Annotated in this window: 20 protein-coding genes; 8 read left to right on the plus strand and 12 right to left on the minus strand. The window is 60.2% G+C overall.

Going from position 1 to position 24,364, the window contains the following annotated elements; genetic code table 11:
• Positions 1-29 precede the first annotated feature (29 nt).
• On the plus strand, positions 30-737 hold the full coding sequence (gene rplA / locus DW823_RS00095; RefSeq protein ID WP_118079335.1) for a 50S ribosomal protein L1: 708 nt from the start codon (positions 30-32) through the stop codon (positions 735-737).
• 125 nt (positions 738-862) lie between these two features.
• On the opposite strand, the gene DW823_RS00100 is transcribed toward rplA, so the two are convergent.
• From DW823_RS00100 to DW823_RS00145, 10 genes are all read right to left on the minus strand, one after another.
• Positions 863-1,573: a metallophosphoesterase gene (locus DW823_RS00100; RefSeq protein WP_118079337.1), complete on the minus strand. Its 711-nt coding sequence runs from the start codon at positions 1,571-1,573 to the stop codon at positions 863-865.
• The gene (locus DW823_RS00105) at positions 1,570-3,486 is read right to left on the minus strand and encodes a BMP family ABC transporter substrate-binding protein (RefSeq protein ID WP_118079339.1); all 1,917 of its coding nucleotides are present in this window, start codon (positions 3,484-3,486) and stop codon (positions 1,570-1,572) included. Before DW823_RS00105 ends, DW823_RS00100 begins: the two co-directional genes overlap by 4 nt.
• 92 nt (positions 3,487-3,578) lie before the next feature.
• Entirely contained in the window at positions 3,579-4,346 is a 768-nt protein-coding gene (locus DW823_RS00110) for a mechanosensitive ion channel family protein (protein ID WP_118079341.1), read from the minus strand.
• Between the two features lie 128 nt (positions 4,347-4,474).
• Complete coding sequence (locus tag DW823_RS00115; protein ID WP_118079343.1) at positions 4,475-6,511, minus strand: bifunctional UDP-sugar hydrolase/5'-nucleotidase; 2,037 nt, start codon at positions 6,509-6,511, stop codon at positions 4,475-4,477.
• A 72-nt stretch (positions 6,512-6,583) separates the two neighbouring features.
• Complete coding sequence (locus DW823_RS00120) at positions 6,584-7,378, minus strand: ABC transporter ATP-binding protein (RefSeq protein ID WP_117756907.1); 795 nt, start codon at positions 7,376-7,378, stop codon at positions 6,584-6,586.
• A complete protein-coding gene (locus DW823_RS00125; protein ID WP_118079345.1) occupies positions 7,371-8,294 on the minus strand; it encodes an ABC transporter permease in 924 nt (307 codons plus the stop codon). Before DW823_RS00125 ends, DW823_RS00120 begins: the two co-directional genes overlap by 8 nt.
• A gap of 204 nt (positions 8,295-8,498) precedes the next feature.
• Positions 8,499-9,479, minus strand: a complete 981-nt coding sequence (locus DW823_RS00130) for an ABC transporter substrate-binding protein (RefSeq protein WP_118079347.1) — start codon at positions 9,477-9,479, stop codon at positions 8,499-8,501.
• Positions 9,480-9,639: 160 nt separating this feature from the next.
• Complete coding sequence (locus DW823_RS00135) at positions 9,640-10,422, minus strand: hypothetical protein (protein ID WP_118079349.1); 783 nt, start codon at positions 10,420-10,422, stop codon at positions 9,640-9,642.
• A 258-nt stretch (positions 10,423-10,680) separates the two neighbouring features.
• Positions 10,681-12,084: an asparagine--tRNA ligase gene (gene asnS, locus DW823_RS00140; RefSeq protein ID WP_118079918.1), complete on the minus strand. Its 1,404-nt coding sequence runs from the start codon at positions 12,082-12,084 to the stop codon at positions 10,681-10,683.
• A 181-nt stretch (positions 12,085-12,265) separates the two neighbouring features.
• Positions 12,266-12,829 carry a PTS glucose transporter subunit IIA gene (locus DW823_RS00145; protein ID WP_040359007.1) on the minus strand — a complete coding sequence of 188 codons (564 nt, stop codon included), beginning with the start codon at positions 12,827-12,829 and terminating at the stop codon, positions 12,266-12,268.
• A gap of 244 nt (positions 12,830-13,073) precedes the next feature.
• Between DW823_RS00145 and DW823_RS00150 the strand changes: the two genes are divergently transcribed.
• Entirely contained in the window at positions 13,074-13,976 is a 903-nt protein-coding gene (locus DW823_RS00150) for an alpha/beta hydrolase (protein ID WP_118079351.1), read from the plus strand.
• Positions 13,977-14,222: 246 nt separating this feature from the next.
• Here the strand turns inward: DW823_RS00150 and DW823_RS00155 are convergent, their stop codons facing one another.
• Positions 14,223-14,873: a GntR family transcriptional regulator gene (locus tag DW823_RS00155; RefSeq protein ID WP_118079353.1), complete on the minus strand. Its 651-nt coding sequence runs from the start codon at positions 14,871-14,873 to the stop codon at positions 14,223-14,225.
• Between the two features lie 255 nt (positions 14,874-15,128).
• Here DW823_RS00155 and DW823_RS00160 point away from each other — a divergent pair, with 255 nt between their 5' ends.
• From DW823_RS00160 to DW823_RS00185, 6 genes are all read left to right on the plus strand, one after another.
• Positions 15,129-15,905, plus strand: a complete 777-nt coding sequence (locus DW823_RS00160; protein ID WP_117583089.1) for a dimethylarginine dimethylaminohydrolase family protein — start codon at positions 15,129-15,131, stop codon at positions 15,903-15,905.
• Positions 15,906-16,014: 109 nt separating this feature from the next.
• On the plus strand, positions 16,015-17,478 hold the full coding sequence (locus tag DW823_RS00165) for a basic amino acid/polyamine antiporter (RefSeq protein WP_118079355.1): 1,464 nt from the start codon (positions 16,015-16,017) through the stop codon (positions 17,476-17,478).
• A gap of 446 nt (positions 17,479-17,924) precedes the next feature.
• Positions 17,925-20,285: a ferrous iron transport protein B gene (gene feoB / locus DW823_RS00170; RefSeq protein ID WP_118079357.1), complete on the plus strand. Its 2,361-nt coding sequence runs from the start codon at positions 17,925-17,927 to the stop codon at positions 20,283-20,285.
• Positions 20,286-20,406: 121 nt separating this feature from the next.
• Positions 20,407-21,603, plus strand: coding sequence for an MFS transporter (locus DW823_RS00175; RefSeq protein WP_118079359.1), 1,197 nt, complete (start codon positions 20,407-20,409; stop codon positions 21,601-21,603).
• A 154-nt stretch (positions 21,604-21,757) separates the two neighbouring features.
• Positions 21,758-23,134: an alpha-amylase family glycosyl hydrolase gene (locus DW823_RS00180; protein ID WP_118079361.1), complete on the plus strand. Its 1,377-nt coding sequence runs from the start codon at positions 21,758-21,760 to the stop codon at positions 23,132-23,134.
• Between the two features lie 3 nt (positions 23,135-23,137).
• Positions 23,138-23,701 (plus strand): DNA-deoxyinosine glycosylase, encoded by a 564-nt coding sequence (locus DW823_RS00185; RefSeq protein WP_118079363.1) that lies wholly within the window; start codon positions 23,138-23,140, stop codon positions 23,699-23,701.
• A 1-nt stretch (position 23,702) separates the two neighbouring features.
• Here the strand turns inward: DW823_RS00185 and DW823_RS00190 are convergent, their stop codons facing one another.
• Complete coding sequence (locus DW823_RS00190; protein WP_118079365.1) at positions 23,703-24,362, minus strand: hypothetical protein; 660 nt, start codon at positions 24,360-24,362, stop codon at positions 23,703-23,705.
• Positions 24,363-24,364: the final 2 nt, after the last annotated feature.

A 24,364-nucleotide genomic window follows, 5' to 3' on the forward strand; every position in this document is an offset into this window, starting at 1 on the left:
CGCCCGTTTAACCACAGGAGGTAATGCACATGGCTAAGCATGGTAAGAGCTATAACGCCGCTGCCGAGAAGATCGACCGCGCCACGCTCTACACCCCCCTTCAGGCTGCCAAGCTCATCAAGGAGCTCGACACCGCCAAGTTCGACGAGACCGTCGAGGCCCACTTCCGTCTGGGCGTCGATACTCGTAAGGCTGACCAGAACATTCGTGGTTCCATCTCCCTGCCCCACGGCACCGGCAAGACCATTCGTGTTGCCGTCTTCGCCGAGGGCGAGAAGGCTCGCGAGGCCGAGGCTGCCGGCGCCGACATCATCGGTTCCGACGAGCTCGTCGCCCAGATTCAGAAGGGCGAGATCAACTTCGACGCCGCTATCGCTACGCCGAACATGATGGCCAAGGTTGGCCGCATCGGTAAGATCCTTGGTCCCCGTGGCCTCATGCCGAACCCCAAGCTCGGCACCGTGACCATGGACGTCGCCAAGATGGTCTCCGAGCTCAAGGCCGGCCGCGTTGAGTATCGCGCCGACCGCTACGGCATCTGCCACGTGCCCCTGGGCAAGAAGTCCTTCTCCGAGCAGCAGCTCGTCGAGAACTACGCCGCCCTGTACACCGAGATCCTGCGCGTCAAGCCCTCTTCTGCTAAGGGCAAGTACGTCAAGTCTATCTCCGTGTCTTCCACCATGGGCCCTGGCGTCAAGGTCGATCCCGCTATCCAGCGTGACTTCCTGGCTGAGTAACTTTTAGTTACTGCCTGAGCAAAGCAAGCATTGCTAAAGAAACCCGGTTCTGTCTCGTGCAGGACCGGGTTTCTTGCTATCGCGTCAAAACTGCCTCAAAGGGGGCAGTGACCCCTTTGAGGTAGTTACCAGGGTGTTCTGGCGGTTGAGGACTCGATGGCCTCGTGGCGCTTGAGCTCGCGGCGCATGGTTTGTGAGTTGAGCCAGGCTGCCTGCCAGCCACGGATGGGGTAGCGCGTCTGGTCGAGCTCAAACTGCGTATATCCGCTGGCGTTGATGATCATTGCCCCGCATGCATGTTGACGCTCACGCTGAAAGTCGCGACCATAGCATTGGTGCACATGCCCGTGCACCATGTAGTCGGGATTCCAGGATTCGAGCGCTGTGTTAAAGCATTCAAATCCTCGATGTGGCAGATCATCCAGATCGCCCATGCCGGCGGCGGGCGCATGGGTCAGCAGGATGTCGCAGCCGCCGACCATCCTCACTTTGCGTGACAGCTTGCGCACGCGCTTGGCCATCTCGCGCTCGGTGTACATGTTGGCGCCATCTCGGTAGCGCATGGAGCCGCCAAGCCCCGCAATGCGGACGCCGCGATACACGTAAACGGAGTCTTCGACACAGATACAGCCGCCTGGTGCATGACGCGCGTAGCGGTCATCGTGATTGCCGCGAACGTAGATGAGCGGTTTGTTGATGACGGTGACCAAGAACTCAAGATAATCCGGGTCCAGATCGCCAGCGGACAAAATCAGGTCGACACCCTCAAAGCGTTCCTTGCGAAAGCACTCCCATAGGCATCGTTCTTCGGTATCGGCTATGGCAAGGATTTTCATAGGGCGTGGACCTTCGGCTCATCGTTGGGCTGCGGAATGGTGCCCACCACGTTGTCGGCCAACCAGTCCATCTCGACGATTTGAGTGCTCGGCAGTGGGGGAAAGCCCTCGATCTGCACCACGCCGTCTTGGCTATGGAGCTCGCCGCCAAATGGATTGATGGAGCCCTCGACAATGCCATTGCGCAGTAGCTGAACGAGCTTGCGCGTCTGATAGGGCAGGCCTGGAGCGTAGCGAATATCGATAACGCCCGAACTCATGCCATACCAGTAGTTGACGGCGCGAACCTGGCTGTCGTCACTGGTCTCATCCCAGGTGCCATGCAGCAGGCTTCGCACGATAAGCTCGTAGTAACGGCCCCAGTTCCATACCGGCATGGCAATGCCGGCAACCTTGCCATCGACCAAGCGGTGGAGTCCGTAGGCCGTGGGGTCTTCGAGCGGCTTTGACATGTCGGCGCCGGACATGACGCTTACGCCTTCGCGGCACATGGCCTCGGCAAGGCCACCGGCGGGCACATCGCCCCAGGTCAGGATAATTTGCGCACGGGGATCGAGTAGCGAGGCTCCAATCGCAAAGGCGTTGATCTCGCTGAGTGCGCCCGAGGCGAAGACCGACGCGTGGTAACCGATGCGGTGGTTGTCCGCCATGCTGGCGGCAAGGGCGCCCAGGAGGAACTTGGCCTCGTACATCTTGCCAAAGTACGAACGGACGCTTTGGTGGGGAAGGCCGATAGAGCAGTTGAGGAACCGAACCTGGGGATACTCAACGGCAGCCCTGAGCGTGTATTCCATCAGGCGGTGCGAGGTCGAGAAGATGACGCTGTCTCCATGTTTGACAGCCGTTTCCACGGCGGCGTAGAACACGTCCGGATCGTGGCAGTCCTCGAACGCCTCGGTGCGCACGATACCGCCAAAGTGCTCATCGAGATACTGACGCCCTTGGTCGTGCAGGCTGTCCCAGCTCGACGTCGCACAGGGGAACTCATGGATAAAGGCGATGCGCAGGGGATTGGCCGCCGAATAGACGGTCTTGCCCATAAAGAAGTTGAGCACGCCGGAGGTGGACTTGGCGGGCGACTCTTCCTCATCGACGCTCGGTGCTTCGACAAGATCGACCTTGTCCTCGTTATTCTTGCCGGCAATGACCAGCTCACGCCAAATCTTACACAGGCGGTTTACGACGATATCCGTCGGCGTATCCAGCAGGCGGTCCTGGTTGTACACATTGAGGTAGACGAGCATGGCGTCTGCGGGCGTAATGTCCAGGTGGTCGCCGCCCGCGCGAAAGTAGGCGCGCTTAAAGAGTAGGAAGGTGTGGCGCAGGTAGTCGACCTTTTTCTGCGGCCATTTTTCGATAAGGTCCTGACCGAGCATCTTGGCGAGCGTCTCGTAGCTTCCCTCGCGCGAGAACTCGATCTCGTATAGGGGGCAGACGCGCCAAAACGCGCAGAACTCACCGTACAGGCGGCTTTCGACGGAATCCCACGTGCCGGGGTAGAGACGGGTGACCTTGGCCGAAACCGTCGGGGCGTCCAGGAATTTGAGGACACTGACGCGCTTGTTGCCCTCTTGGACGTAAAACCGATGCATGAACTCGGTGACGATGACGGGATCGCGATAGCCCTCGGTCACCTGGATGTCGTAGAGGTTGGACCACTTGCGGGCGAACTCCGTGCTAAACGGCAGCAAGGGCATAAAGTTGCATGAAAAGGCCGACTGACGGCCCTTGGTAACCGTGCCGACGACCATTTCGAGCGGAATGTCTCTCAGGCCGACATTCTCTCGCTGGCCCAAGGGGAGCTGGGCAACCAAGCTATCGAGGTCCGTAAGGTACGGATGCTCGCTTTGACTAATGGCGCGTCGACGTCCTTGCTCGCCGCGCTTGCGTGCTTGACGATAGGCCTCTTCCATAGTTTTGCTCCCTTAGTCGTTTAAACAACTATATGAACCATGGTACCACGAATGAAAACCACCACAAAGGTGCCTGTCCCCTTTGTGGTGGTTTAGGCGATGATGGGGGCGATGGCGCGAATGCAGGCGTCGGCCGCCGTGAAAGTGGTGCTGTCGTCGCTGACGATAAAGATGATCTTGCCCTTAATGCCAAAGTCGCCGATCTCGCTAAAGAGCACGTAGGGCTCCTTGTCAAAGCTCGAGATGGGAAGCACGGCGGCCTTGGTGGCGCTGGTCAGCTCGTCTGCCAGCGCGTCGAGCGAGGCCCACTTGGATGTGTCCTTTACGGCAACGGGCACAGCCACACGCCCAAAGGGCATGAGATGCACGAGCGTGTTCTTGGAGATATTTGAGTTGGGGACGATGATGGTCTGCCCGCAGGCGTCCTCGATGGTCGTATGACGCCAGGTGATGTCCTGGACCACGCCCGACACGCCACCGACTTCGATATTGTCGCCGGGCTTGATGATGCCCATAAAGGTTACCTGCATGCCGCCGATAAGGTTTGAGAGCGTGTCCTGAAAGCCGAGCGAGATGGCGATGCCGCCGACGCCAAGAGCGGCGACGAGGGCGTTTGCGTTAATGCCAAAGCAGTTGTCGAGGATAAAGCTGCCGCCGATCATCCAGATGACGGCGCGCGCAATGTTGATGAAGATACTCGATGCCGGAAGCGGGTTGTCGTCGCGGTTGAGCAGGTGGCGCAGGGTCTTGGATACGACCTTGGTGGCGATGGCGGTGCCTATTACCAAGATGCCGGCCCAGATGATGTTGTGGACCCACCGTTGTTCAAAGAAATGAAGAATCGGTTCAAACAATTCCATGTTGGGAAAACCTCCTCATGATCGTCCAACCATGATACCCACCAAAAGCCCGTCCGATCACATTCGGACGGGCTTTTGCGCTCGATATAAGGTTTGTACGGCGGGGCTGCAAGGCCCGGCGGTGTAGCTTAGCGGCGGCGCTTCCAGATAATGCCGAGAACGATGATGACGATGCCGCCGATAAGGCATGCGCCGACCACGGTCGGCGTACGGTCTCCCGTTGCGGCAAGCTTACCGGCCGTCTTCTTGGTGGTGATCTGCGTGGTCGTCGTGCCGGGTTTGGGTGAGGGCTCAGGCGTTGGGGTCGGATGGGGTGCGGGGCTCTCAGCGGAGCTAAAGCTGATGGTGCCCGCGAGCGAGGCCACCTTGTGCTCCCAGTCGTCCTGCCCGATCAATGCCCTCAGCGCTGCCTCGCACGTACCCCACTCGGTGAGCTTCTTGGCGTTTGCGAAGGTGGGGAAGTCGGTCGTGTTGGTGATGATGTAGTTGTTGGTGGCGACGGTATAGGTCTTGGCGGGGTCGAGCGTGCTGCCGTCTTTGGTGAGCGTGGCACTCACGATGCGCTTGCCTTCAGACTGCGTCCAGTCGATTGTTACGTTGATGCCGCCAAAGGAAAGAACGCTGCCGGAGTCGTCGGGCCACTTGTACATGTCTTGGGCTTCCTGCTCGGTGTGGCCGGCTGCGACGTAGGCTTGTTGAAGTTCGTAGCTGTCATTGCATTTGTCGCTAATTTCCAACGAGTGCTCAAGCGCTGCGAGGAAGTCCGCGCCGGTCATGGTCCAGGTCTCCAAGGTGTTGCCGTAGGGCGAGATGGCGATGACGTCGCCGGCGGTCACGTTTCCCGCCGCGATGCCGCCGCGGATGCCGCCAGCGTTCTCAATAGCAAGGTCCGCGCTCGTCAGGCCAGGGTCCGCGCCCGTCAGGGAAAGATAGGAGCCGCAAATCACGTGGCCGATGGTCTGGGCCTTGGTGGTATCGCCTTCCTTGCTGGGGCGCAGATCGGTGGTGCGCACCATCTCCCAGCCATGCGTACCCGCGGCGTCCTCGCCGTAGAAATAGTTGGTGGAGGATGTGCCGAGCACCTTGTTCGATTCGCTTTCAAAGGCATCGTCGAGTGGCTTGATTTTGTTGTTGCGAACCTCGTCAAGGATGTTCTGGTTGTTAGAGTCTGCCAAAAGGTCGTCGACGTCCTTGGCGGTGTAGAGCTTCTCGTCGCTGTCGCCTGCGGAGACCGTCACCATGTCGTCGTTGGTGGTTTCGGTACCCCTGGTGTCGTACTCATAGGGAATGGAAAGCAGACCAACCTCGGCAAAGGCGCTGCCTGCCTCGACGACGCGGACCGGCTTGCCGTCGGCCCCCGTCACGTTTTCGTCTAAGTTGATGTGCTCGTGGCCCGCGACCAGTGTATCGACCCCAACGAGCTTTGCGGCAAAGGTCTTGGCGTTGAGCGTGTGCGCGATGCAGACGATAACGTTGCAGCCCTCATCCTCGCGCAGTCGCTTGGCCTCGGCATTGATGGCGTCCGCCGCACCCGAGAACGACGTGCCCGCGACCAGGTCCGCGCGTAGCGAGGAGCCCAGCGACTCATCCATGGCTCCGACGACGCCGACCTTAATCTTGTAGTTAAACGTGGGGCTGCCCTCGCCGTCCTTCCAAGTGCGATTGAGCGTCTTGGTGATGCTCGAGCTCCATACGCCGTTCGAGGACGTTGCATTCGCGCAGAGCATGGCGAAAGGTGTACTGGTGGCACCATTGCCGGCCATCGTGCGAAGCTTGTCCGCGCCGTAGCTCCAGTCATGGTTGCCCGGTGTGGTCGCGTCGTAGCCGTTTGCGTAGAAGGTGTTCATGAGTTCGGCGATGCTCTTGCCCTCGCTCATGGTGGCAAAGGACTGCCCGTGGAAGGTGTCGCCTGCATCGAGCAGAAAGTCGGGGGCGTTGCTTTGAGCGCTATAGAGAACCGCCAGCCCGTCAAAGCCAATGGTGCCCGTGCCCTTGCTTGCGTTGTAGCTGTACTTGTAGCTGCCGTGGATGTCGTTGGTGTGCATGACGGTTACGGCGCCGTCAATAGCGGCGGGCAGGTTCCCCGCGAAAGCGAGGCTTGGGATGCCTGTGAGCGCGCCGGCAAACAACGCGGCAGCTAACGCAAGGCGGGGGAGTCTTTTCATGGCTGTCTCCTTACTCTTTAATAAAAACCACCACAAAGGTGCCTGTCCCCTTTGTGGTGGTTTTCTAGGTCGTTAGCTCAGCAGCATGCGGTCGTTGGCGAGCTCGCCGCCCGAGACCTCCTCGAACTTCTGCAGCAGGTCGGCAACGGTGAGCGACTTTTTTTCGTCGCCTGCCACGTCGTAGATCACGTGACCCTCGTGCATCATGATCAGACGATTGCCCAGACGGATGGCGTCGTTCATGTTATGCGTGACCATGAGCGTGGTCAGGTGATGCTCGTCGACGATTTCCTCGGTCAGATTGAGCACCTTAGAGGCCGTCTTGGGGTCGAGCGCCGCGGTGTGCTCGTCGAGCAGCAGCAGGCGTGGCTTGGTGAGCGTGGCCATGAGCAGGGTGAGTGCCTGGCGCTGGCCGCCCGAGAGCAGGCCGACCTTGGCGTTGAGGCGCGTGTCCAGACCAAGGTCCAGGCGCTTGAGCAGTTCAACGTACTCGTCCTTCTCGGCCTTGGTGACGCCCCACGAAAGACCGCGACGCTGGCCGCGGCGCTTGGCGAGGGCCAGGTTCTCGGCGATCTGCATGTCGGCTGCGGTGCCGCGCATGGGGTCCTGGAACACGCGGCCCAGGTACTTGGCGCGCTGCGACTCGCTCAGACGCGAGATGTCGGTGCCGTCGAGCTCGATAACGCCCGAATCGAGCGGATATACGCCGGCGATCATGTTGAGCAGCGTGGATTTGCCGGCGCCGTTGCCGCCGATCACGGTCACAAAGTCGCCATCGTTGAGGGTAAGGTCGACGCCGGTGAGAGCGCGCTTCTCGGTGACGGTGCCCTTGTTAAAGGTCTTCTTGACGTGCGAGAGCTTAAGCATCTGCCTCATCCCCCTTCGTATAGGAGCTGCGGAGCTTATAGCGCTCCCAAACCACAGGCACGCACAGGGCAACGGCGACGATCACGGCGGAGAGCAGCTTCATGTCGTTGGCGTCCATGCCCAGCTGCAGCACGATGGCACGGATGAGGAAGTAGACCACGGAGCCAAAGACGGCAGAGGCCAGACGGACGGAGAACTGCGTGAGTCCGCCGGGCAGCAGGCGGCCGAGCACCTCGCCGATGACGATGGCGGCAAGACCGATAACGATGGCGCCGGTGCCCATACCAATGTCGGCATACTTTTGGCTCTGGCAGATAAGCGCGCCAGAGAGGCCGATGAGGGCGTTGGAGAGCACGAGGGCGATCATCTTGGTGGAGTTGGTGTTGACGCCCAATGCGCGGATCATGTACTCGTTGTTGCCGGTGGCGCGCAGTGCGGAGCCGATCTCGGTGCCAAAGAACCAGTACAGGATGGCGACGATGGCCACGGCCAGCACAATGCCCAGGATGATGGCGACGGTGGACTGCGGCAGACCCGTCATGTTGCTGACGGCCGAGAACACGGTGCCCTTGGCAAGGATGGGCGTATTGGATTTGCCCATGATGCGCAGGTTGATGGACCACAGGCTGATCTGGGTGAGGATTCCGGCGAGGATCGCGGGAATCTCAAAGACGGTGGTCAAAATGCCCGTGACGGCGCCCGCGATGGCACCGGCACACATGCCGGCCAAAACGGCGAGCAGCGGGTCGACGTTGTCATTGACGATGAGTACGGCGCAGACGCAGCCGCCGAGGGCAAAGCTGCCGTCGCAGGTCATATCGGGGATGTCGAGCAGGCGGAACGTGATAAACACGCCAAGCACCATAATGCCCCAGAGGACGCCCTGAGAAACGGCGCCCTGCAATGCAATAAGCATGCTTCATACCTCCTAGGATAGGGTGGACACGTGAGTCACCATGATAGCGGTAACAATGTATAAAAGAGCTGCGGCCGGATGTTTTGACTCATCCGAAACAAGCAGGGCGAACGCCGGTCTTTGGCGTTCGCCCCTGTGGCTCAGATATTGAATAACACGTCAACGGCGCGAGTGCGGGTCCTAGACGCGTTACCGCGCATGGCGCTACTCGTCCAGAGCGGAAAGGTCGATGCCCAGCGCCTCGGCCATCTCGTCGTTCTTGACGACGACCAGGTCCTTGCTCGAGAGGTGCTTGATCGGCATATCCTCGGGCTTGGCCTCGCCCTTCAGGATCTTAACGGCCATCTCGCCCGCGGCGTAGCCCAGGTCCTCATAGTTGATGGAGAGGGTGAACAGGCCGCCGGCCATGCACATGCCCTCCTCGCCGGTTACGAAGGGGAGCTTATTCTCCTTGCAGATCTGGCCGACCTGCGAAGCGCCCGCGGCGATGGTGTTATCGGTGGGGGAGTACAGCGCGTCGACCTTGCCCACGGCAGATTCGACGACGGACTGGATCTCGTTGGAGCTCGAGACGGTGAAGTCGGTGTAGTCCAGGCCCAGCTTGTCGAGCTCCTTCTTGGCGGCCTTGATCTGGACGTCGGAGTTGGACTCGGCGGTGCAGTAGAGCAGACCGACCTTCTTTACGTCGGGCAGGACCTTCTGCATCATCTCGAGCTGCTCGGCGACCGGGGTGAGGTCGGAGGCGCCAGTGACGTTGGTGCCGGGCTTTTCGTTGTCCTGGACCAGGCCCGAGGCGGCGTAGTCGGTGATGGCGCAACCCACGATGGGGATATCGGCGGTGGCGCCGGCGGCGGCCTGCGCGGCGGGCGTAGCGATGGCGTAGATCAGGTCGACGCCATCGCCCACGAACTTGTCGGCGATGGACTTACACGTGGACTGGTCATTCTGGGCGTTCTTCTGGTCGATTTTGACCTTAAGGCCGCTCTTCTTGATGGCCTTGACGAAGCCGTCGTTGGCGGCGTCGAGTGCGGAGTGCTCGGTGAGCTGCAGAATGCCGACGGTGTAGTCGGAACCGGCGGCAGCAGAGCCGGAACCAGAGTTGCCGCCGCATCCGGCGAGCGGAGCGAGCACGAGCAGGCCGGCAGAGACCAGAAGGCTCCTGCGGCTGATGGTGATGTCCTTCATATCGTTACCCCCAGTATAGAAATGGCTGGAAACACTGCACTCAAACAAAGTGCAAGTGGAACTATAGTAGCGCGGATGTCCATTTTTACAATAACCTGGCGGGTTTTTTAATACAGAACCGGATGGGCGGTACGGGTAGTCGAATGGACGGCGGAGGTTCTTATGCGGCGGAGGCGTCGTCCCCCTCCAGGGCGGCGAAGAGCTTCTTGCCGTCGAGGAGACGCGTGGTGACGTTTCTCATGCGCCCGATCTCTACGGTACGCAGCGTGTCATCGGCGCCTCGGGCGTCATAGACCGTTCCCAGCAAATACGAGATGCCGTCTCGTTGCTTGATGGCAAAGGGGCGGAGTGTCATCCGTGCTACTTCGGTTTCGCCACGTGTCGTGACGCTCGAAATATCAAAACTCACCGTGGTTCCGTGGTCGATGGCTTGCTCGATGAGCTCGCAGGTGTCGATGCGCTTGACGGGCGTGCGCGTGGCCTTGGTGGATTTGCCACCGGCGCTTGGAGCGGGCTCGGGCGCATCGAGGTAGCCGCGAACGTCGGCACTCGCCATGGCGACCAAGTGCTGCGCCATGCTTTTTCGAATGGCGATGGGCGTAGAGCGGTTACGCATGACCATGCCGTGGAGCCGGATGATCTCTTCGTCGGTGAGCGGACGGGTCAAGAGCCGATACCCCACGCCGCGTTTGTACTCAATTTCGTATCCGGCATGGCGAAGTGCGGAGATGGCGGTGTAGATGCTGCGCCGCGCCGCCGAGATGGGCATGCGGGCGGGGTCGTCGGGATGGGCGAGGTGCCGGATCAACTCATCGGAAAACATGGCCCTGTCCTCGCCGGTGTTCTCGCTTAATAGTTGCAGGATGCGAACGGCGCGATAGGCTGCCATCGAGGCGGCGCCTCTCGTTGTGGTGTCGTAGGTTTCAACAGCGGCTTCGGTCATGGTGCCCACGTCCTTTCTGTTTTGGGTGGCGACGGTATGGAGCCTAGGACGCGGGGTTTTCCCAGGGGCGCAGGGCGCTCTGGGCGGTCGGTAGTCGTCGGCAAACGGCGGTTCGAGTTTTCAACAGCCCTGTTCAACTGACCAAAAACTTGCCAAAAGCTTGACGGATGCTGTTGAAAAAAGCGTCTCTCGACCGATGTCGAGAGACGCTTGTGCGATGAGCGTTGTCGTGTGGCGACGCGAGCTAACGTCCGACGATTAGAAGTCGGCGTTGCCCACGGTGCGCGGGTGCGGCAGGACGTCGCGGATGTTGCCCACGCCGGTGAGGTACATCACCAAGCGCTCGAAGCCCAGACCGTAGCCGGCGTGCTTGCAGGAACCGTAGCGGCGCAGGTCCAGATAGTACTTGTACTGCTCGGGATTCATACCCAGGTCCTTGATACGGGCCTCGAGCAGATCCAGGCGCTCCTCGCGCTGGGAGCCACCGATGATCTCGCCGATGCCCGGCACCAGGCAATCGGCGGCGGCGACGGTCTTGCCGTCGTCGTTCATGCGCATATAGAAGGCCTTGATCTCTGCCGGGTAGTCGGTTACAAAGGTCGGGCGCTTAAAGTGCTCCTCGGTCAGGAAGCGCTCGTGCTCGGTCTGCAGGTCGATGCCCCAGCTGACGGGGTAATCAAACTGGTGACCAGCAGCGACTGCCTGCTCCAGGATCTCGACGGCCTCGGTGTAGGTGACGCGGGCAAAGTCGGAGTTTGCCACGTGGTCCAGGCGCTCGATCAGGCCCTTGTCCACAAACTTGTTGAGCATATTGAGCTCGTCGGGGCAGGTGGCCATAACGTCCTTAAGGACGTACTTGAGCATGGCCTCGGCGTTATCCATGTAGTCGTTCAGATCGGCAAAGGCCATCTCGGGCTCGATCATCCAAAACTCGGCGGCGTGGCGCGTGGTGTTGGAGTTTTCGGCGCGGAAGGTGGGACCAAAGGTGTACACGTCGCCAAAGGCCATGGCAAAGTTCTCGGCATTGAGCTGGCCGGACACGGTCAGGCTCGCATGCTTGCCAAAGAAGTCCTGGCTCCAGTCGACCTCGCCGGACTCGGTGAGGGGCGGATTTTTGGGGTCGAGCGTGGTCACGCGGAACATCTCGCCGGCGCCCTCGCAGTCACTCGTGGTGATGATAGGGGTGTTGACGTAGACAAAGCCCTGCTCCTGGAAGAAGCGGTGGGTGGCGGCAGCTGCGACAGAGCGGATGCGGAACACGGCGCGGAACAGGTTGGTGCGCGGGCGCAGGTGCTGCTGGGTGCGCAGGAACTCGACGGTTGCGCGCTTCTTCTGCAGCGGGTAATCCGGGGCGCTGACGCCCTCGACCTCGATGGAGGTGGCAGAAAGCTCGAAAGGCTGGGGCGCATCGGGGGTCAGCTTGACGATGCCGGTGCAAATGAGGGCGGCCGAGACGTTTTGATGGGCGATCTCGTCGTAATTGTCGAGTGCATCGCGGTTCATGACGACCTGCAGATCGCGGAAGCAGCTGCCGTCGTTGAGCGTTACAAAGCCAAAGTTCTTCATGTCGCGGACGGACTTGACCCAGCCGGCGACGGTGACGGTCTGGCCGCCGAGCGACTCGGCGTCGGCGTAGAGCTGCGCGATTTTGGTGCGGTTCACGTATCCTCCCATAACGGTTGAATGATAGTTATCCATACAGTTCGATATTCTAGCAGCTCGGCTCATTTGGGCTATACAGATAAGGCATTGGCGGGATGGTTTTTCAAACGAAAAGCGCCCGCGGCCAAATGGTCGCGGGCGCTTGACGAGGTGCCTTTTGGCTGTGTGGCGCGGGGCCTGACTACTTGGTCTTGGCAACCAGCAGCGGGTCGCCAAGCTTGACGAGCGGGTTGCCGCCGATAAGCGTTCCAGACTCGCCGACATGGTCGATGCTCTTAAGACGATCGAGCTCGGAGACGATGACGGTCACGATGTCCTCGTGGCCAGCGGCCTTAATGGCCTCGCGGTCGAAGCTGATGAGCGGCTGGCCTGCCTTGACCACATCGCCCATCTCGACAAAGCGGGCAAAACCCTTGCCGTTCATTTCCACGGTGCCCAGGCCAACATGGATGAACACGCGAAGACCGTCCTCGGTGATCATGCCAATGGAGTGGTTGGTGACGGTGGTAGCGCCGATGCGGCCGTTGGCGGGCGCATAGATGGTGCCGGTAATGGGCTCGATGCCATAGCCCTGGCCAAGCATGCCCGAGGCGATCGTCTCGTCGGGGACCTCGTTCAGGTTGACGAGCACGCCGTTGACGGGGGCATAGATGACGCCTTCGCGGGTGGCGAAGCTTGCTGCGGGCGGAACGGACGCCTCGCCCGTCGAGGTGAAGGTGGACTTAAGCGAATCGAGCAGACCCATAGTTGCCTCCAACTTAAATAGGCGCATATCGCGCGTTTGGTTTGCCGGAAACGTTTCATATGTGTTTCGCGGCTTGGTCAACGTCCCCTATTCTACGCTGCTCAGCGATACCTCTGAGCTGGGATTATGTGATATATCAGTTGAAGGGAAACTTATTGCTGGCGTGTTTCTGCGCCATGAGTTCAAGTGGGGTACGCTTGAAGGCGAAAAACAAGGGCGCTTAATTTGCGCGAAGGGAGCACATATGATTGTCGAGAACCATGCGCTGTGGGGCGAGGAGCCGACCGAGGAATATCCGGCGACGTTTACGTATCTGGGCGCCGAGCCGCTCCCCGACAAGCCCAATGGCCGCCGCCCCGCGGTGATCATTTGTGGCGGGGGCGGGTTTACACATATCGCTCCGCACGAGCAGGACCCGGTGGCGTTTGCATTTTTGGACCGCGGCTACCAGGCCTTTGTGCTCAACTATGTGACGAGCGGCACGGGCGATGTGAGCTTTCCGCACCCGCAGGCAGACCTTGCCAAGATGGTCGCCACGGTGCGCGCCAACGCCGACGAGTGGCATGTCGATCCCAAGCGCGTGTGCGTCGTGGGCTTCTCGGCGGGCGGCATGATCAGCGCTTCGCTGGCAACGCAATGGAAGACTGGTCCCTTCGCGGGCCTGGCAGGGGCGCGTCCGGACGATATTCGTCCCGATGCCGTGGTGCTGGGCTATCCGCTGCTCGACCTTGCCTATGTGCGCGACATACAGACGCGCGATCCGCGCATTGACTTGCGCGTGCCCAAGACGGGCGGCAAGACGGGGCGCGACCTGCTCAACGACTACCTATCGATGGTGACGGGTGGCGAGGCAACTGACGAGCACCTGGCCGATATCTGCCCCACCACACATGTTTCGCGCCAGATGCCGCCGACCTTTGTGTGGGGCGTGTCCGATGACAAGACGGCGCCGATCGCGCAGGTCTATCCGTTTGCCCAACGCATGGCGGAGGAGGGCGTCGCTTGCGAGATGCACGTCTTTGACCAGGGCGGTCATGGCCTTTCGCTCGGCAACGCCAACACCGCGGTCGACAACGAGGACAAGCAGGTGGCAGTCCGTCCCTGGATCCGCTTAGCCTTCCGCTTCCTGGAGCGCCACGGGTTTTAGTTGCGGCGTTTTACCACACGCCGCAACCACTTGACGCTGCGAGCCCGCCAGGGCGGCAATCTGCCTTTCAACTTCGGCGGCATGACCAGAAGGTCAATGCCGCCTCGTTTCAAGGCACCTTGCTCGCTCTGACGGGCTTTCGCTGTCGTTGCCAAAAGAATGATCCCTTGGGGACGGAGGAAAACGGATCAGTTTGGGCGGTGCTGGCGCCAAGGTTTAAGACCGACGTTGTCCCTTGTTGCTTCCCTACCAGACGGTGAACTGGGCGTTTTCTGTGTTCCAATGGACATCGCGAACGTAGTCGCGCACGCCCGTCGCATCTCGTGCTTCGAACAACTCAAGAATATGGGCATGTTCGTTGTTGGCTTTATTGAGCAGTTTGCACGCCGTCTCCTGGTCGACAGTCTCGTAATCGCGCTTGATAAAGCAGCGCTCGAGCTGCGAGATCATATCGCGCAGACGGTCGTTGCCGCAGCGGTTGAAGTACGTCAGATGAAAGTCTCGCTGAATGTCGTCGTACTTTCGGATGAGACCGCCTTGGATCGCGAGGTCCATAGAGCCGACGAGAAATTTCAGCTGCGTAATGTCATCGTCGGTTAGGTTCGGACAGGAGAGATATGCGGCCTGCCCGTCGAGCGGTCCCATAATCTCAAAGACTTCAACGGCGTTTTGCTGATCGAACCCACGGACGCGGAATCCGCGGCGGGGGAGATTGTCCAGGTAGCCATCGCTTGCCAGCTGGATGAGCGCTTCGCGGACCGGCGTGCGCGACACGCCCATGGCATCGCAGATCGCCTGCTCGCTCAGCCGGTCGCCGGCGGACAACTCGCCGGCGTCAATACGGCTCGAAATATAGTCGTATACGTGGTCCTTCAGGGGCCTTCTGAGCGTTTCCATGAGCTTATGTTCCTTAACTGTATATTTCTAAAAATAAATACGTTTCGCTTGAATAGCTCAATTGAATTATAGAACGACCAGCTAAATCGTGCTACTTTGCGCCGATACGTAAGAATACGCTTACCGATGAATATCTACCGTTCAGTATTGTATACAATATACAAAACAGGAAAACCGCACTAAGATAAAGCCATCGAAAGGAAGGCGGGCGCGAAGAAGTCCCGCTCTCTGCTAAGAGATCCAAGGAGGATCATCATGACCAAGTTCAGCCACGTCATCATCCGCCGCCCCGGCAAGTCCCTGAGCAATGGCATCACGAGTGCCCCCGAGCTTGGCCAGCCCATCTACGAGCGCGCCATCGAGGAGCACTACGATTACGAGCATGCGCTCGAGCAGTGCGGCGTGGATGTCTCGGTGCTGCCGGCACTCGAGCAGTATCCTGACAGCTGCTTCGTCGAAGATCCGGCCGTTATCACTCGCTGCGGCGCCATCATTACCAACCCCGGCGCCGATAGCCGCAACGGCGAGAAGGACGAGATCGAGCCGGCCGTCCGTCGCTTCTTTGACGACGAGCATGTCAAGCACATCGTTTCTCCGGGCACGCTCGACGGCGGCGACGTCATGATGGTCGGCGACCATTTCTACGTCGGTCGCTCCGCTCGCACCAACGAAGAGGGCATCCGCCAGTTCTGCGAGATTCTCGAGGGCTGGGGCCTCGAGGGTTCCGAGGTTCCGCTGGAGGAGGTCCTGCACCTCAAGACGGGCGTCAACTACATCGAGGACAACAACATGCTCGTCTCCGGTGAGTTTATCGATAAACCCGACTTTGCCCAGTACAACAAGATCGTCGTGCCCGAGGACGAGGCTTACGGCGCCAACTGCATCTGGGTCAACGGTACGGTCATCGTCGCCGAGGGCTATCCGACCGTGCTCAAGGCCGTGCAGGATCTGGGCTACAAGACGCTCGTCGTCGATACCTCCGAGTATCGCAAGGTCGACGGCGGCCTTTCTTGCCTGTCGCTGCGCTTCTAACGCGATAGCTGTAACAGTCTGATGATCGCTTGACCGATGGCCCGGCACCCGATTCGGGACGTCCGGGTCATCTTTCGTTCGATCACATGATGAAGGGGGTGCACATACAATGGCCTCTAAAGCTCAAAACGACGAGATTATCGACCCTAATGGCCTCGATCTCTTTCGTCTGACCATGATGGTCATTACCGCCAGTATTTGTGGCGGCATCTTCTCGCTTGCCGGCGATATGGCAGCGGGCGGGGCAAATACCGGTGCAGTTATCGTCTCGTGGGGAATTTGCTTTATTGGCGTCTTTGCGCTGATGATGGTGTTCAACGGTTTGTCTCAGGCCCGTCCCGACCTGACCGGCGGCATCTATGCATACGCTGCGGCCGGTTTTGGCGATTACATTGGATTCAACTCCGCCTGGGGCTACTGGATCAGCGCATGTCTTTCCAACGTGAGCTTTGCGCTCTTGCTGTTTAGCGCGCTGGGCTATTTCTTCCCTGCGTTTGGCGCGGGCAACAACTTGCTTTCCATCGTCTGCGCCAGTGTGTTTTTGTGGTTCCTTACCGCCCTTGTGCTTCGTGGCGTTAAGGAGGCTGCGGGCATTAACACGATCGTTACGTTGGCGAAGCTGGTGCCGCTGGGACTCTTTGTGCTGAGCATCGTGCTCCTGGGCAAGTTCAACGTCGATATCTTTATGGACAACTTCTGGGGAGAGCCGGCTGGTCCTGGCTTTGGCGAGCAGGTTGTCTCGACCATGATCGCCCTTGTCTGGGTCTTCACGGGCATCGAGGGCGCTGTCGTTATCTCGGGCCGTGCAAAGTACGTGCGTGACGTCGGCCGCTCGACGGCACTTGGATTCGCGGCTGTGTTCACGCTGTATCTGATCATCTCGATGCTGTCACTCGGCATTATGCCGCGCGAGGAGATGGCACAGCTCGCAACGCCCTCCATGGCGGGAATTCTCGAGTGCGCAATCGGTCCTGTTGGCGCTGCCATCGTAAACCTTGGCGTTATTCTCTCGCTGGTCGGCGCGATGCTGGGCTATGTCATCATTGCGTCCGAGACGCCGTTCGAGGCAGCACGCCAGGGATCCTTCCCTCTGGCGTTTGCCAAGACGAACAAGCACGACGCCCCGGTGGTAACGGTTCTCGTGAGCTCCGGCATTACGCAACTCTTCTTGATCGTGTCGTATGTGGCGGCGAGCACGTACCAGTTCTTCTACAGCTGCGCAGTTAATACGATCCTAGTTCCGTACGTGTGCTCGGCAGCTTATTACATGGTGATTGGCTGGAAGAACGAGCATCTGGACGGGCCGCATGCGCCAAGCGTCGGCAAGGCGCGCTTCTTCGGTACGCTCGGCTTCATCTACACATTGTTCCTGGTGTGGTCGACGGGTCTTCAGGGCGTTATGATCACGACGATTCTTTTTGCTCCGGCCATTCCCGTTTATATGCTGGGCGAGCGAGGCCGCGGTAAGCCGGTACTTCCGCATCTGCACGACAAGCTGATCGCAGCGGTGGTCATTGTCGTGGCAATCATTTCGCTGTATCTGCACTTTGCCGGCATTGCGCCGATTGTCTAAGGCTATGGCGAGTTTCATTGCTAGGTAAGCCGGCGGGCATCGCGTATCGGTGCTACTTGGCATTCCATAGCTGATGTGGGTCTCTATAACGTGCCTATGTGAGCGCCCACCAAGCCCGCGCAGGTGACATTTGTTGCCAGCGCGGGCCTTTGCTGTTGCGGCGAAATGCTGCCGGCAGCTGGGGACGTTCCTGTTGTGCCGGCGCCTTGGGACACTCCTTGGTTGTTTTGCATGCGACGAAGGGAATGGATCATTTTGTCGAGGGGGCGGGCGGCTTTCGGTCCTCGGGGAAACCACGGCCCGGAATCCCCCTTGCACCAATCTGTCGATTGAACATCGGTGTGTGTTCGCGCTATCATGCGTGGTTAAATGGTTAGCCATGGCAAACGGTTAGCCAAGATAAACAAAATGCAACGCCCTGTGGGCGCCGGGGGAGGAACGCGGACGTGAGACTCGATACACTCGAGATTGGAAAGGACGCCGTTGTCGCATCGGTGGCATCGGACGACCAGGCACTCCGACAGCATATTTTGGACATGGGCCTAACGCCGGGCACCGAAGTCACCATGATGAAGTACGCCCCCATGGGCGACCCGCTCGAGATTCGCCTGCGTGGCTATGAGTTGACGCTGCGCAAGGACGATGCCGCTCGCATCGAGCTCGCGGGCATTCACGACACCGATACGGGTCCGCGCGCTAACGCCGCAATCGGCACGACGGAGCATCCGGCCCTGGGCGAGGGGACGTATTCGCCCCGCGCGGCAAAGACGGCCGTGCCCGAGGGCGCACCGCTGCATTTTGCCCTCGCCGGCAATCAAAACTGCGGCAAGACCACGCTGTTCAACCAGCTGACGGGCTCCAACCAGCATGTCGGTAACTTTCCTGGCGTGACGGTCGACCGCAAAGATGGCGCCATCCGCAACCACCCCGAGGCGAGCGTCACTGATCTGCCCGGCATTTACTCTCTGTCGCCGTACACGGGCGAGGAGATCGTAAGCCGCCAGTTTATCCTGGATGAGCACCCCGACGCCATCATCGATATCATCGACGCCACCAACATCGAGCGTAACCTGTACCTGACGCTGCAGCTTATGGAGCTCGATCGACCCATGGTCATCGCGCTCAACATGATGGACGAGGTGACGGCCAACGGCGGCGCCGTGGACGTCAACCTGCTCGAGAGCCTGCTGGGCGTGCCTGTTGTTCCCATTAGTGCTGCCCGCAACGAGGGTATTGGCGAGTTGGTGGATCATGCCTTGCACGTGGCGCGGTTCCGCGAGCGTCCCGGTCGCCTGGACTTCTGCGCGCCCGATGGTCCGGACGGCGGTGCGCTGCATCGCTGCATTCACGGCATCGCCAACCTTATCGAGGACCATGCCGCGACGGCGCACATTCCCGTGCGTTTTGCGGCGACCAAGCTGGTTGAGGGCGACGAGCTGGTGACCGAGGCGCTTCACCTGGACCGCAACGAGCTCGACGCCATCGAGCACATCATTAGCCAAATGGAGGGCGAGGCCGGCACCGACCGTCTATCTGCGCTGGCTGACATGCGCTTCGGCTTTATCGGCGACGTGTGCGGGCGTTGCGTCGTCAAGCCGCACGAGAGCCGCGAGCACGTACGCTCCGTCAAGATTGACCGCATCCTGACGGGTCGCTACACGGCCATCCCGGCGTTTCTGGTGATCATGGGTCTCGTCTTTTGGCTGACGTTTGGCGTGATCGGCGCAGCGTTGCAGGGACTTATGGAGGACGGCATCGCTGCCATCATCGCCTCGGCCGATGCGGGCCTCAAGGCGTTCGGCACCAACGACGTGGTGCGTTCGCTGGCTGTCGACGGCGTGCTTACGGGCGTGGGCAGCGTGCTGACCTTCCTACCGATTATCGTCGTGCTCTTCTTGTTCCTCTCCATTTTGGAAGACTCCGGATACATGGCGCGCGTGGCCTTTGTCATGGATAAGGTGCTGCGTCGCTTTGGCCTGTCGGGCCGCAGCTTTGTGCCTATGCTCGTCGGTTTTGGCTGTACCGTGCCGGCTATTATGTCGACCCGTACGCTCCCATCCGAGCATGACCGCAAGATGACGGTCATGCTCACGCCGTTCATGAGCTGTTCGGCCAAGTTGCCGGTCTACGGCCTGCTGTGCGGGGCGTTTTTCCCGCAGGCGACGGTTCCCGCCATGGTCTCGCTCTATTTGATTGGCATTGCGGTCGGTTGCATCGCGGCTTTGGTGCTCAACCGCACGGCATTTAAGGGCGACCCGGTGCCGTTTATTATGGAGCTTCCCAATTACCGCCTGCCGAGCGTCAAGACGACGGTGATGCTGGCGTGGGATAAGGCCAAGGACTTTATTACCAAGGCTTTTACCATTATCTTTGCCGCTACCGTGGTCATCTGGTTCCTTCAGACGTTCGACATTCGCTTTAACGTGGTCGCCGACCAGTCGCAGAGTCTGCTTGCCGGTCTGGGTAGCATTATCGCGCCGCTGCTGGCACCGCTCGGCTTTGGCGATTGGCGTGCATCCACGGCGCTCGTCACCGGACTTATCGCCAAGGAGAGTGTCATCTCGACACTCACGGTGCTTTTAGGCGCAACGTCGCCCGCGGTGCTGTCGACCATGTTTTCGCCGTTTACCGCCTACGTGTTCCTGGTCTTTACGCTGCTGTACCCGCCGTGCGTGGCGTCCATCGGCGCCGTCAAGAGCGAGTTGGGCGCGCGCTATGCCGTGGCCGTGTTCGCGTTTCAGGTGACGGTCGCCTGGATCGTGGCGTTTGTCGTGCATTCGGCGGGCTTATTGCTGGGGTTGGCTTAGTTTTGCATTGACGGCGCAACCTCTATGTATCGAATTGTTTTCGGCCCCGCATCTGTTGCTGACGGATGCGGGGCCGTTGCTATATAATCGCCTCCGCTCAAAATGATTGGAGACGTTATATATGAGTCAGGCAAGGCAAGACGGTATCACGCTCAGGCAGTGGCTCCCGCTCGTCGGGCTCACCTGCTGTGCGTTCGTGTTCAACACGTCGGAGTTTATGCCCATCGGCCTTTTGACTGATATCGCCGCGTCGTTCTCGCTCACCGAGGCCCAGGCGGGCATCATGATCTCGGTCTATGCCTGGGGCGTCATGCTGCTGTCGCTGCCGCTCATGGTGTTCGCCTCGCGCTTTGAGTTCAAGCGGATGCTGCTGGGCGTGCTGGCCGTGTTCTCGCTCGGTCAGTTCCTGTCCGCTGTGGCGCCGACCTATCCCATCCTGGTCTGCGCGCGCCTGGTGGTCGCTTGCGCACATGCCGTGTTCTGGTCGGTCGCCTCGATTATGGCCTCGCGTCTGGTTGACACGCGCCACGGCGCGCTCGCCATCAGCATGATCGCTACGGGCTCGTCCATCGCGCAGATCTTTGGCCTGCCTCTCGGTCGCGCCATTGGCTTGGCCGTGGGCTGGCGCATGACGTTTGCCGTGGTCGGAGCGCTGTCTGCTGTCGCGGTCGTCTACCAGGCCACGGTGTTTCCTGTCATGCCAGCGGGCGAGCGTTTTACGCTCAAGCAGCTGCCCGAGCTGCTCAAGAACCCGTTCCTCATCGCACTCTATGTGGTCACGGTGTTCATGGCGACCGGCTATTACGCGGGCTATAGCTATATCGAGCCTTTCCTGGCTCAGGTCGCGCATGTCGACGCAAGCGCCATCACTATGACGCTGACGGCGTTCGGCTGCTCTGGTCTGCTCGGAAGCTGGCTGTTTGGCCGCCTGTTCGATGGGCATCGCTTCCCGTTCCTTGCAATTACGCTCTCCGGCGTGCCGGCGGCCCTGCTGCTCATGGGTCCGGCCGCATCGTCGCTCGCGGCAGTGCTTGCCGTCTGCGCGCTGTGGGGCTGCTGCGCCACGGCCTTTAATGTGGCGTTTCAAGCCGAGCTCATCAAGTACACGCCCGCGGATTCGTCGGCTGTCGCCATGTCGATCTTCTCGGGCCTGTTCAATCTCGGTATTGGCACGGGCACCGCGATCGGCGGCGCCGTGGTTTCGGGTCCCGGTATCGCTTGGATCGGCTTTGCGGGCGGGGCGATCGCCGTCGTGGGCGTCATCCTCGCCATTACGGTGCTGTTCCCGGCCATACGCCGCGCCAAGCCCGTCGCCTAATCACGTCCCCTCATCAGTTGCGGTGGAATAGTTCTTGTTTAAGGCCTCTGAAGACCCAAGCAGGAACTATTCTACCGCAACTTATTTTGGGGAAGAGGATACAAGCTGGGCATACAATGGGTGGCGTTGCGTGAAGGATTTCTGGGAGGCTGTTATGTGGGCATACGAGACGACGTTCTATCAGATCTATCCGCTGGGCTTTTGCGGAGCTCCGCACGAGAATGCCGCGCCCGTTGCCGAGGACGAGCTCGCCCAGGTTGCCAACGCCGCGCCCAATCCCGACGCTCCCATCATGAAGATCGCCCAATGGGCCGACTACCTGCAGGAACTCGGCGTTGGCGCCGTGCTCATCAACCCGCCGCTCGAGTCCGATAGCCACGGCTACGACACGCGCAGCCTGCGCCATATTGACCGCCGCCTGGGTAGGGATGCCGACTTTGCCGCCGTGTGTGAGACGCTGCATGCCCACGGCATCCGTGTGGTGCTCGATGCCGTCTTCAACCACGTCGGTCGCGGCTTTTGGGCCTTCCGTGATGTGCAGGAGCGCAAGTGGGATTCGCCGTACAAGGACTGGTTCCACATCAGCTTCGACGGTGACTCGTGCTACGGCGACGGCTTTTGGTACGAGGGCTGGGAGGGCCATTTTGAGCTTGTGAAGCTCAACCTGCAAAACCCCGCTGTGGTTGATTACCTGCTTGAGTCCGTGCGTCACTGGGCCGAGGTCTTTGGCATCGACGGCCTGCGCCTGGACGTCGCCTATATGCTCGACCGCGACTTCATGCGCTGCCTGCACGCCTTTACCCGTGAGCTCAAGTCCGACTTTGTGCTGATTGGTGAGACGCTCCACGGCGACTACAACCAGATCGTCAACGACGAGATGCTCGACTCCTGCACCAACTACGAGTGCTACAAGGGCCTGTACTCCAGCTTTAACTCGGTCAACATGTTCGAGATCGCCCACTCGTTGCACCGTCAGTTTGGCGGCGACCCGTGGTGCATCTACCGCGGCAAACACCTGCTGTCTTTTGTCGACAACCACGATGTGCCGCGCCTGGCAAGCATCCTGACGGACAAGTCCTGCCTGCGCCCCGCTTATGGCATGCTCTTTGGCATGCCGGGCATCCCGTGCGTCTACTATGGTAGCGAGTGGGGAATTCCTGGCGAAAAGGGCGGCCCCGATGGCGACTGGGCGCTGCGACCTGCGCTCGATGAGCCTGCGCCCAACGAGCTGACGGCCTTCATCAAGCAGCTCACGCACCTGCGCTCGACAGACAGCGCGGCGGCCCGCGCCCTCAACTACGGTGCCTATCGCAACGTGGTGATCCAGAACAAGCAGCTGCTGTTCGAGCGCGCCTGTGACGGCGCGACGGTGCTCGTGGCGGTGAACGCCGTGGGCGAGCCTTACACCTTTGGCGCCGGCGAGCTCAACGGCTCCTTTGTCGATCTGCTTGCCGACGACGCGCTCGCGGTCGAGCTGACGGGCACCCTCGAGCTTGCGCCCTACGAGGTGCGCTATCTGTTGAGGGCCTAGATCATGGCGGCGTCCGACGAGGGCTATCAACATATTGAGCATGGGTTTGAGCCCGTGTTCGACCAGCACTCGCGCGTTTTGGTGCTCGGGTCGTTTCCCTCGGTGCTTTCGCGCGCCAATGCCTTCTACTATGGCAATCCGCAGAATCGCTTTTGGCGCGTGATGGCCGCGTGCCTCGGTGTGCCTGTGCCGCCCAACGAGGGCGATCCTTTGGCAAGCGGTGAGCACGCGGCGCTCGATGCCTCCATTGCCGTCAAGCGATCTATGCTGCTTTACGGCGGCGTAGCCCTATGGGATGTGATTGAGAGCTGCGACATTAAGGGCTCGAGTGACGCGAGCATTCGCAACGTTGTGCCGGCACATATCGAGTGCATTACCGGCGCAGCCCCCATTGAGCAGGTGATATGCAACGGTGGCACAGCTGGTCGGCTCTACAGGCGCTATCTACAAGAACGCACCGGGCTGCCCGCCATCGTTCTGCCGTCGACAAGTCCCGCCAATGCGGCATGGCGCCTGGAACGCCTTGTCGAGCGCTGGCGCGATGCCGTTGATTGGGGCGCTCTGTAATTTAGATATCTGATTGGGCGCGGGTGCCGAGGCGTTTGATGATGACGCGCCAGATTGGTGCGGGCACGGCGGGCCTGGCACGCACCATGCCGTCGGCATCGACACTACCGGCATTGCCACCGCCAAGCAGCTGCGCATGCTCGATGGAGCAGCCCATGCGCACAGCGCCTACAAGCTTATCCATCGCTTCCGAAAATGGTCGGCGCAAGACGCCCATGCGTGGGGAATGGTGAAGCGCTGCGATGCCGCTGCCGGCACAGATGACAACGCCGTCGCACCATGGCAGGTCACGTAGAATGCATGCCCGGTGCAAGCGGTCGAGGACTTCGTCCGCCTGCTTGTTGTTTTTTGACAGGGCCTGGACGACGACATAGATGCGTGTCTCTGTATTCCCAAGGCGATCGAGTATCTGCTCGACAGCAATCATAGCCTCATCATCAAATGCATCGTCAACAGCGAGCACCATGCCATCGACTGCACCGGCATCATTTGCCTTCAAGTTGACTGGGCGGGGGAGTACGGTGCCAGAAAGCTGGGCATAGGCGGCGATGGCATCCTGGAGGTCCCAGAGCAAAAACTCAAGATCGGCGCTCTCGGGAATACTGACAAACGCGATGTTATACAGCGTTTTTGGTATATCGCCGTGTGCGGTCGTCTCCATGC

The organism is Collinsella sp. AM34-10 (genome assembly GCF_003469185.1).
Classification (GTDB): domain Bacteria; phylum Actinomycetota; class Coriobacteriia; order Coriobacteriales; family Coriobacteriaceae; genus Collinsella.